Annotated in this window: 8 protein-coding genes; 6 read left to right on the plus strand and 2 right to left on the minus strand. The window is 59.1% G+C overall.

From position 1 onward, the window contains the following. Positions 1-118 precede the first annotated feature (118 nt). The gene (locus QZ511_RS09820) at positions 119-1,399 is read left to right on the plus strand and encodes a YeaH/YhbH family protein (RefSeq protein WP_295802129.1); all 1,281 of its coding nucleotides are present in this window, start codon (positions 119-121) and stop codon (positions 1,397-1,399) included. Then, complete coding sequence (locus tag QZ511_RS09825; RefSeq protein WP_295802131.1) at positions 1,399-2,961, plus strand: SpoVR family protein; 1,563 nt, start codon at positions 1,399-1,401, stop codon at positions 2,959-2,961. The genes QZ511_RS09820 and QZ511_RS09825 overlap by 1 nt, the downstream gene beginning before the upstream one ends. A 51-nt stretch (positions 2,962-3,012) precedes the next feature. Here QZ511_RS09825 and QZ511_RS09830 read toward each other — a convergent pair whose 3' ends face one another. Then, positions 3,013-3,576 carry a response regulator gene (locus QZ511_RS09830; RefSeq protein ID WP_295802133.1) on the minus strand — a complete coding sequence of 188 codons (564 nt, stop codon included), beginning with the start codon at positions 3,574-3,576 and terminating at the stop codon, positions 3,013-3,015. A gap of 492 nt (positions 3,577-4,068) precedes the next feature. Here QZ511_RS09830 and QZ511_RS09835 point away from each other — a divergent pair, with 492 nt between their 5' ends. Genes QZ511_RS09835 through QZ511_RS09845 form a run of 3 tightly spaced genes read left to right on the plus strand, consistent with a single transcriptional unit; the run spans position 4,069 to position 6,707 of the window. Next, a complete protein-coding gene (locus tag QZ511_RS09835; protein ID WP_295802135.1) occupies positions 4,069-5,289 on the plus strand; it encodes a multifunctional CCA addition/repair protein in 1,221 nt (406 codons plus the stop codon). Between the two features lie 49 nt (positions 5,290-5,338). Further along, positions 5,339-6,103 (plus strand): pteridine reductase, encoded by a 765-nt coding sequence (locus QZ511_RS09840; protein WP_295802137.1) that lies wholly within the window; start codon positions 5,339-5,341, stop codon positions 6,101-6,103. A gap of 28 nt (positions 6,104-6,131) precedes the next feature. After that, positions 6,132-6,707, plus strand: coding sequence for a phosphoribosyltransferase (locus tag QZ511_RS09845; RefSeq protein WP_295802139.1), 576 nt, complete (start codon positions 6,132-6,134; stop codon positions 6,705-6,707). A gap of 50 nt (positions 6,708-6,757) precedes the next feature. Here QZ511_RS09845 and QZ511_RS09850 read toward each other — a convergent pair whose 3' ends face one another. Next, complete coding sequence (locus tag QZ511_RS09850; RefSeq protein WP_295802140.1) at positions 6,758-7,219, minus strand: helix-turn-helix domain-containing protein; 462 nt, start codon at positions 7,217-7,219, stop codon at positions 6,758-6,760. Positions 7,220-7,360: 141 nt separating this feature from the next. Between QZ511_RS09850 and QZ511_RS09855 the strand changes: the two genes are divergently transcribed. Further along, positions 7,361-8,165 (plus strand): 12-oxophytodienoate reductase (locus tag QZ511_RS09855; protein ID WP_295802141.1); only part of this gene is annotated, 805 nt, incomplete at its 3' end.

An 8,165-nucleotide genomic window follows, 5' to 3' on the forward strand; every position in this document is an offset into this window, starting at 1 on the left:
GTATCACGTCGAGATAGATTGCTGGATACGACGCGAAAGCGCTGCCGCCCGAGGCAGCGCTGCCACCTCAGCAGGATCGAGGCTACGCAGCGGAACCGCAACATAAGGCAGTAACACAATGAGCTACATCATCGACCGCCGCCTGAACGGCAAGAAGAAAAGCACGGTAAACCGCCAACGTTTTTTACGGCGCTACAAGGCCCATATCAAGAAAGCTGTGGGCGAAGCCATGAACAGCCGATCCATCACCGACATGAACAAGGGTGAGAAGATCAGCATCCCCACCCGCGACCTCAGCGAACCCATCTTCTCCAATGGCCGCGGCGGCCATATGGAACAGGTACTGCCCGGCAACAAGGAATTCATCACCGGTGACAGAATCCCCCGACCCGGCCAGGGACAGGGCCAGGGCAGTGGCGGCAGTGGTGCCAGCGATAGCGGTGAGGGCATCGACGAGTTCGTGTTCCAGATTTCCCAGGAAGAATTCCTCGACTTCATGTTCGAGGGCCTGGAACTGCCGAACATGGTCAAACGCAAGCTTGCCGGGAACGATTCCTTCCACGTGGTGCGCGCCGGTATCTGCAACGAGGGCAGTCCGGGGCGACTCAATGTCGTGCGCTCAATGCGCGCCGCCAATGCGCGCCGGATTGCGCTCTCCGGTGGCAAGCGTCGCAACCTGAAACTGCTGGAAGCTGAACTCGAGCAGGAGGAGAGCAAGGATTCCGCGCTGCGGGACCAGCGCAGGATCAATCAACTGCGCCTGGAAATCGAAGACCTGAAAAGTCGCGTCAACCGCATTCCATTTCTTGACGACTTCGATCTCAAGTACAACCTGCTGATCAAACAACCGCGGCCCAGTTCAAAAGCGGTTATGTTCTGCCTCATGGACGTTTCCGGCTCCATGAACCAGGCCACCAAGGACATGGCCAAGCGCTTCTTCCTGTTGCTGTACCTGTTTCTGCAGCGCAGCTATGAATATACGGAGGTGGTATTCATTCGCCACCACACCAGCGCGAAGGAGGTGGATGAGCAGGAGTTTTTCTACTCCCGGGAAACCGGCGGCACCATCGTATCCAGCGCACTGAAAATGATGCGCGACATCATGCGCGACCGCTACCCGGCCAGCGAATGGAATATCTATGGCGCACAGGCGTCGGATGGCGACAACTGGAACGACGATTCCAGTACCTGCCACAAAATACTCATCAACGACATCATGCCCCACGTGCAGTACTACTCCTACGTGGAAATCACACCGCGGGACCACCAGGCACTCTGGGAAGAGTACCAGAGCGTGGCGCAGGTATTTCCGGAACACTTCGCCATGGAACAGATTGTCGATGTACAGGACATCTATCCGGTGTTCCGCCAATTGTTCACCCAGAAGGTTGCCGTGTGATGCTTGATACCACCGCAGAAAAAAAGCAGCCCATTTCCACCACGTCCGAATGGACCTTCGAGCTCATTCAGGAATACGACCGGGAAATCGCACTGCTGGCCAAGGATTTCGGCCTCGATACCTATCCCAACCAGATAGAAGTCATCAGTTCTGAACAGATGATGGACGCCTACTCATCGGTGGGTATGCCGGTGGGTTATAACCACTGGTCTTTCGGCAAACAGTTCATCAGTGTGGAGAACAACTACCAGCGCGGGCGCATGGGGTTGGCGTACGAGATTGTGATCAACTCCAATCCGTGTATCGCCTACCTGATGGAAGAAAATACCATGGCAATGCAGGCGCTGGTGATTGCCCACGCCTGTTACGGCCACAACTCTTTCTTCAAGGGCAACTATCTATTCCGCAGCTGGACCGATGCCAGCAGTATTATTGATTATCTGCTGTTTGCGAAAAACTATATTGCCCGCTGCGAGGAGCGGCACGGTGTCGATGAGGTAGAGGCACTGCTGGACTCCTGCCATGCGCTGATGAATTACGGTGTCGACCGCTACAAACGCCCGTATCCGATTTCCGCACATGAGGAGGAGCGCCGGCAGAAGGAGCGCGAAGAGTATCGCCAGCGCCAGCTCAATGACCTGTGGCGCACCATTCCCAAGCTGAACGGTGGCAAGGAAGATATCCCGGTACACCGCTTTCCGGACGAGCCCCAGGAAAACATTCTCTACTTTATCGAGAAGAATGCGCCGCTACTGGAAAACTGGCAGCGGGAACTGGTGCGCATCGTGCGCAAGATGGCACAGTACTTCTATCCACAGCGCCAGACCCAGGTAATGAACGAAGGCTGGGCTACCTTCTGGCACTACACCCTGATGAACGGCCTGTACGAGCGCGGCAAGGTGACCGACGGCTTTATGCTGGAGTTTCTCCAGAGCCATACCAGCGTCATCTATCAGCCACCCTACGACAGCCCCTATTACAACGGCATCAACCCCTACACCCTGGGCTTCAGTATTTTTTCTGACCTGCGACGTATCTGTGAGAATCCAACGGAGGAAGACCGGGTGTGGTTCCCGGATATCGCCGGCAGCAACTGGAAAGAAACCCTGCAGTTCGCCATGCGGGACTTCAAGGACGAAAGCTTTATTCTGCAATTCCTGTCACCGAAGGTGATGCGGGACATGAAACTGTTTTGCATTTCCGATGACGACCGCGAAAAGGAAATCGTGGTCAACGCCATCCACAATGAAGACGGCTACCGCGAGCTGCGGGCGAAACTGGCCGGGCAGTACAACCTGGGCAACCGCGAACCCAATATCCAGGTCTTCTCCGTAGACACCAGGGGCGACCGCTCCCTGACCCTGCACCATACCCAGCATCAGCGGCGCCCACTGGGACGGGATACCGTGGAAGTGATGCGGCACCTGCACCGCCTGTGGGGATTCGACGTGCACCTGCACAGTCTGAACGGAGACGAAATTACCGCAAGCTATCACTGCCCGGAACTCGGCCGCGATCGCTCGGAAGAAGAGGAATCTATGTTGGTACCCAAGCCGATCTGAGGCCGGCACGGCCGGTCACCCGGCCGCGCCAGCAACGCCTCAGCTTGCCAATCAGGCGTCCAGCATCAGGTTGACACGTCCAACCAGGGCCGCGGGCTCACTGTTTGCCGGAATCACCGCGTCCGCCCCGGCATCCAGCCAGCGCTGCTGCTCAGCATCCCCTTCCGGGGACACCAGCAAAACGGTCAGCGCGGAAAATTCGCTGCGCGAGCGGATCATGTCCAGAATCTGGAATCCATCGATACCTTCAACATTGGTATCGAGCACCAGCAGGCCCGGCTTGCCACTTACCAGCAGGGCGCCAGCGGAAAAACTATCGGTCGCCAGCTCCACGTCACAACCCGCCTGCTGCAGCGCCTGACGACCAGCAACCAGCTGTGGAGACTTGGCGACAATCAAAACTTTGCGGCTGGCTGCGGCCAGCTCCGGCGGAACCGGCATGGCGTTATCGCGCAAAAAACCGACAAAGTCTTCCACACAGATACGGTGGTCGCCGCGCCCCGGGAGCTTGTAGGCTTTAAGTTGACCCCGCTCAATCCAGCGGATAACTGTGCGGAAGTTGACCCCGCAATAGCGGGCAGCCTCACCAGTTGTCAGCACGTGAACTTCGCTCATTTTATTACTTTCCCCCACGAATCGCGCTTGTAGTTATTAATTATGCTGAATTAAACCAAATAATCAGGCGTTAATTCTATGCCTATATATGTTTAACGAACTAATCGAGACATCCCTCAATAAAACCGTGATATCCATGGTTGACAGGTATGACAGGTTAAATAAAATGGTCGCAAGGTCGTTGAATGTTCACATATGCATTAGCGACATGTGCGCAACGTCCGGGATATTGCGGTTATTTTCCCTCAACTGTCGATATTCTCCGGCTTCTGCTGCACACGAAGTTATTGGGTGTCTTCTCTCTACAAATACCCTAAGACCCTGGGCCCCCTTGTATTTTCGGGGCCTTTTTTTTATCTTGCCGGCGCTCAAATTTTTCATTTTTCGCCCTGTTTTCAGCCGCGAACCAGCCCGGTTTAATGGATTTATGGCAGCTTCCGGCCACATCCCAGGCAGATTTCCGAACCCGACTCCCACACCGGGGGATTACCAGTGAAGACTTATCTGGTGGGCGGCGCCGTGCGCGACCGGCTGCTCCAGCGCCCGATACACGAGCGTGACTGGGTTGTGGTAGGCGCCACAGAAACGGAGATGCTCGATCTCGGTTTCCGCCCCGTGGGCAAAGACTTCCCCGTATTCCTGCACCCCGAAACCTCCGAGGAATACGCCCTTGCCCGTACCGAGCGCAAGAGCGGTCACGGCTATGGCGGCTTTACCGTCTACGCCAGCCCGGAAGTCACCCTGGAACAGGATCTGCAGCGCCGCGACCTCACGGTCAATGCCATGGCGGAATCCGAAGGCGGCGAAATCATCGACCCCTACGGCGGCCAGGCGGACCTCGAAGCGCGACTTTTGCGCCACGTTTCCCCGGCTTTCTCCGAAGATCCCCTCCGAATTCTGCGGGTAGCACGCTTTGCCGCCCGCTATCACCCGCTGGGCTTTTCCGTGGCACCCGAGACTATGACGCTGATGCGCACCATGGTGGATGCAGGGGAAGTGGAACATCTGGTGGCCGAGCGGGTATGGAAGGAAATCAGCCGCGCCCTACTGGAACCGCGCCCGGACATATTTATCCAGGTGCTGCGGGATTGTGGCGCGCTCAAGGTACTGCTACCGGAAGTAGACTGCCTGTTCGGGGTGCCGCAGCCGCCACTGCATCACCCGGAGGTAGATACCGGGGACCATGTACTCCGGGCGCTGCGCCAGGCACCTGCAGAATTACCGGTGCGCTTTGCGGTACTGGTGCACGACCTCGGCAAGGGCATCACTCCGGACCATGTACTGCCCAGCCACCGCGGCCACGAAGATGCCGGCCTGCCGCTGGTCAGGGACGTGTGCGAGCGTCTGCGGGTACCGAACCCGGTCAAATCCCTGTCCCTGGGGGTTTGTGAATACCACCTCCACTGCCACCGGGCTTTCGAGCTGCGCCCGCAGACCATCATGAAGCTGCTGCGCGCGCTGGATGCCCTGCGCAACCCGGGAAAATTCGAGCAGTTCCTGCTCAGTTGTGAGGCCGATGCCCGCGGGCGCCTCGGCCTGGAAGATCGCGACTACCCGCAGATGGACTTCCTGCGCGCAGCGCGCGATGCCGCCGCCAACGTATCCCCCCAGGTACTGATACAGCAGGGTTTTGCCGGGGCCGAGCTCGGCAAGGCCCTCGACCGCGCCCGCCTCGGGGCCGTGACCAAACTCAAACAGACCTATAACCCCTGACCGCCCGCGGCACCCGGCTGCCGCCAGGTTTTCCTGACAAGGCAATTTCATGTCTGCGCAACCACCTTTCGCCACCGCCAACAATGCTCTGCCTGTCGCCCTGATCACGGGTGCCGCCGCCCGTCTCGGGCGCGCCATTGCCGAGGAGCTGCACCGCGACCACCGGGTGGTGATCCACTACCGCAACTCCCGCGAGGCCGCGGAAGCCTTGGTGAATACGCTCAACCGGCAACGCGCGGACTCGGCGGTTGCGATCCCCAGCACCCTGTCCAGCGCCAAAGACTGCGAACAGCTGGCCACGCAGGTAGTCGCCGCCTTCGGCAGGCTGGACGCGCTGGTGAATAACGCCTCCGCCTTCTACCCCACCCCCATCGGCACCGCAAACGAGCAACAGTGGGACGAGCTGATGGGCAGCAATCTGAAGGCGCCGTTTTTCCTCAGCCAGGCCCTGGCGCCGCAGCTGGCCGAACACCGCGGCAGCATTGTCAATCTCGCCGATATCCACGGCGACAAGCCCATGCCCCAGCACACCGTTTACTGCGCTGCCAAGGCGGGACTGGTCATGTTGAGCAAAAGCCTGGCGCGCGAGCTGGCACCGGCGGTGCGGGTCAATGCCGTGGCCCCCGGCGCAATTCTGTGGCCGGAACAGGAGAGTGAAGGCTATAACAAGGAACAGATACTGGCGCGTATCCCGCTACAGCGCAGCGGTGACCCGTCAGACATTGCGCGTACCGTGCGCTTCCTGGTGGCGGACGCCCCCTATATTACCGGCCAGGTGATTGCCGTCGACGGCGGCCGCAGCCTGAATATCTGACTCACCGCCGACATAGCGAGGTAAGCGCGTGAACGAGAAACAATTCATTTCCGCCCAGTCGCTGCTGGAAGATTCCTTTACCCTGGCGATGAAAGTGGTCGAGAGCGACTTTCGGCCGGACTATATCGTCGGCGTCTGGCGAGGTGGCGCCCCGATCGGTATTGCGGTGCAGGAGATGTTCGATTTTCTCGGCTTCCACGCCGACCACATCGCGATCCGCACCTCGTCGTATACCGGCGTCGACCAGCGCAGCAAGGAAGTGATCGTGCACGGCCTCACCTACCTGATCAAACGGGTGGAGTCCCACCAGAAACTGCTGATTGTCGACGATGTATACGACACCGGGCTCAGCATCCAGCAGGCCATCAGCGACCTGCGCAAGGCGTGCAAAAAGAACACCCCGCAAATCCGTATCGCCTGCCCTTATTTCAAGCCCAACCGCAACTGCACCGACCAGGAGCCGGATTATTTCCTGCACAAGACCGATGAATGGCTGGTATTCCCCCACGAACTGAAGGGATTGTCAGATGAGGAAATCCAGCAGCACAAGCCGGAATTGCGCAGCCACTGGGAGTTGCTGCGGAAGGTAAAAAACGGAGAGTGAAAAAAGGAAAGCCATAAAGCGGCTGCGCGCAAACGGCCGCCAGCAGGGAATCAGCCCGCCCGCTCCAGCGGCTCGCCGTTTTCGCCCACGAACAACACCTCGCGCACGCTCAGCGCACTGCCGTCGGCGCTCCGCACTTCCACCTGCGCAACAGGCGCGCCGCTGGCCCGCTCCACCAGCTGCATGGTGTCCTTGCTGCCATTCCAGCGTTCGCTCCACTGGCGCAACGCCACAATCACGGTAAACAGATCGCGCCCCTTCTCGGTCAGGCGGTATTCGTAGCGGGTGCCGTGCTCCGCCACGTTCACTCGGGTCATCACCCCGTTTTCCACCAGCCGGGAAAGGCGGTCGCACAGAATATTCTTGGCAATCCCCAGGCTCTGCTGGAAATCCACATAGCGGCGCGTACCCAGCATCGCCTGCTTGATTACCAGCAGGGACCACCAGTCACCCACCTCGTTCAGGGCGCAGGCGATGGAACAGTCGAGATCGTCAAATCGTTTACGTGTCATGGCATGCAGTATAAGCGAAAAGGGTTGCATTAAAAAACCAAATAAAGTTTCATAACGCAACCAAACTGACCGGAGCGACCAGTGAGGCCGGGCCGGTCAACCGTTACTGCAGAGTCATATACTGAGATTTTGGAGAGTGTTATGAGCGGTACCCTGGACAGCCTGCTGCGTCCTTTCGAGCACAAATCCCTGAAACTGCGCAACCGCGTGGCCATGGCCCCCATGACCCGCACGGCCTCCCCGGGCTACGCGCCCAACGACCAGGTCGCCGGCTACTACCGACGTCGCGCGGAGGGCGAAGTGGGCCTGATCATTACCGAAGGCACCTTCGTGGACGGCAAGGCCGCCAACGGCTATGAAAATGTGCCCGCCATCTACGGCGACGAGGCACTCGCCGGCTGGAAGAAGGTAGTGGACGAAGTCCACGCGGCAGGAGGCCAGATCATCCCGCAACTGTGGCACGTAGGCGCGGTACGCCAGGAAGGCGTGGGCCCCGACAAATCCATCCCCGGCTACTCCCCTTCCGGCCTGTTCAAGCCCGGCAAGCCCAACGGCCACGCGATGACCAAACAGGATATCCAGGACGTGGTGCGCGCGTTCGCCGATGCGGCCAGGGCCGCCAAAGAAGTGGGTTTTGACGGCGTGGAAATCCACGGCGCCCACGGCTACCTGATCGACCAGTTCTTCTGGGAAGGCACCAACCAGCGCGACGATGAATACGGCGGCTCGCTGGAAAACCGCACCCGCTTTGCGGTGGAAATCGTGAAAGCCGTGCGCGAAGCGGTGGGCGAGGACTTCGCCATCGTGCTGCGCTACTCCCAGTGGAAGCAGCAGGATTACGAAGCGAAGCTGGCGCACAGCCCGGAAGAGCTCAAGCGTTTCCTGACCCCGCTGGTAGAAGCCGGCGTCGACATTTTCCACGCGTCCACAAGACGCTTCTGGGTAC

It is taken from the genome of uncultured Microbulbifer sp. (assembly GCF_913055755.1).
Classification (GTDB): Bacteria; Pseudomonadota; Gammaproteobacteria; order Pseudomonadales; family Cellvibrionaceae; genus Microbulbifer.

Excerpts from the sequence above, each read along its gene's own strand:
- QZ511_RS09820 (WP_295802129.1), top strand. The coding sequence starts at position 119 with ATGAGCTACATCATCGACCGCCGCCTGAACGGCAAGAAGAAAAGCACG.
- QZ511_RS09825 (WP_295802131.1), top strand. The coding sequence starts at position 1,399 with ATGCTTGATACCACCGCAGAAAAAAAGCAGCCCATTTCCACCACGTCC.
- QZ511_RS09830 (WP_295802133.1), bottom strand. The coding sequence starts at position 3,576 with ATGAGCGAAGTTCACGTGCTGACAACTGGTGAGGCTGCCCGCTATTGC.
- QZ511_RS09840 (WP_295802137.1), top strand. The coding sequence starts at position 5,339 with ATGTCTGCGCAACCACCTTTCGCCACCGCCAACAATGCTCTGCCTGTC.
- QZ511_RS09850 (WP_295802140.1), bottom strand. The coding sequence starts at position 7,219 with ATGACACGTAAACGATTTGACGATCTCGACTGTTCCATCGCCTGCGCC.